Genomic DNA, 1,356 nt, shown 5'->3' on the forward strand with positions numbered 1-1,356 from the left:
CCCGAGGAATCATGTCAAGATGCCCGCGTAGCGTTTATCGAAGAATCATTTGATTGTGCCCGGATGGTTGGTTGGCTCTTGGGGCCTTGTTTGGCCGTGGTGAGGGTGAGCAGTTCAGCGCAGAGCGCTTGAACCTGTCGTTGGATTGCCGCCGGATTCAAGGGTTTGTTTTCCCGCTTCAACTTCGCTTTCACACCTTTCTGGACCGTGCCCTCGTCGGTCAGGACCCGCTGGTACGGGGTCGCCGGCCGGTCATATTTCTTGCTGATCCTTGCGCCGGTCCGGATCTTCTGGACGAGTTTCTGCTGGGGTCCAAAGTGATTGGTCAGCTGCCCTTGCAACGCCCAGATCCGGTTCAGCAGCTCGAGTTCGGCCGCCGTGTCGTAGCGGTGGTATCCGACGGTTTGCCGGACAACATGCCAGTTCTTCTGTTCCACATGGGCGCCGTCATTCTTGTTCCCGGACCGGGACCTGGTGAAGGTCAGTTGCTCCTGTTCGCACCACCGCAGCAGCCCCCAATTGATGAACTCGCTCCCGTTGTCCGAATCGATCCCCCGGACCGGGAACGGGAACGCCGCGGTGGCTTCCTTGATCGCGGCGAACACCCATTTCTGGGCCTTGTTCCTCACCGACCGGGTCTCGGTCCACCCCGTGGAAATGTCAGTGATCGTCAGGGTGAAGCAGAACTCACCCCTGGAATTTCCGCCCTCGTGGCCGACCAGATCAATCTCCACAAAACCGGGCACCGCATCGTCCCATTCGGCCCAGGTCCGCATCGGGATGGAGTCCTTGAGCAGTGTTCCGGGCTTGGTGTGGGAACGGCCCCTTGGGTCGAGTTTGCCCCGGTCTGCCTTGAGCCGGCGGTCGATGGTGGCAGGGGCGATCTTCAGCAACAACGCCGCCGTCCCGTCCTCGATACTCAGCTCCTCGAACCGGCGCAGCCGCGGAACCAAATCCGGCAGCGCTGCAGCCAGCAGGCGCCCGCACGGGGTGCCCTGGACGGCCCAGCAGAACCGCAGCGCCTCGATCACGTCTTGGCCGTAGACCGGGGGCCTGGGCGGCCGGGGCTTGACCTGTTTGAGCACCAGGGCCTGCCGCAGGGCCTTCCGCGCATGGTCACGGTGCCAAAGCGTCAGGGCACACAGCTCGTCCAGGATGGTCTTCTTGGCCGCACGGTCCGACCGGGCATATCGGAGGGCAGTGGTCTTCGTGACGGCCTTGCGTTCGCTCATCGAAAGCTCCATGGCTCACAGTGCCGGGCCAGCGGATACCACCCCAGCAGACGCGCCGCTACGCGGGCATTACCAAATGATTCTTCGATAGCAGCTACGCGGGCATCTTTGATGAGTCAACGCG

Annotated in this window: 1 protein-coding gene; it reads right to left on the reverse strand. The window is 62.5% G+C overall.

The annotated features are described in order from the left end of the window. Nucleotides 1-14: 14 nt before the first annotated feature. Nucleotides 15-1,232, reverse strand: coding sequence for a DDE-type integrase/transposase/recombinase (locus tag ACVWY0_RS22280; protein ID WP_485838631.1), 1,218 nt, complete (start codon nt 1,230-1,232; stop codon nt 15-17). Nucleotides 1,233-1,356: the final 124 nt, after the last annotated feature.

The organism is Arthrobacter sp. UYNi723 (assembly GCF_054057635.1).

Excerpts from the sequence above, each read along its gene's own strand:
- ACVWY0_RS22280 (WP_485838631.1), bottom strand. The coding sequence starts at position 1,232 with ATGAGCGAACGCAAGGCCGTCACGAAGACCACTGCCCTCCGATATGCC.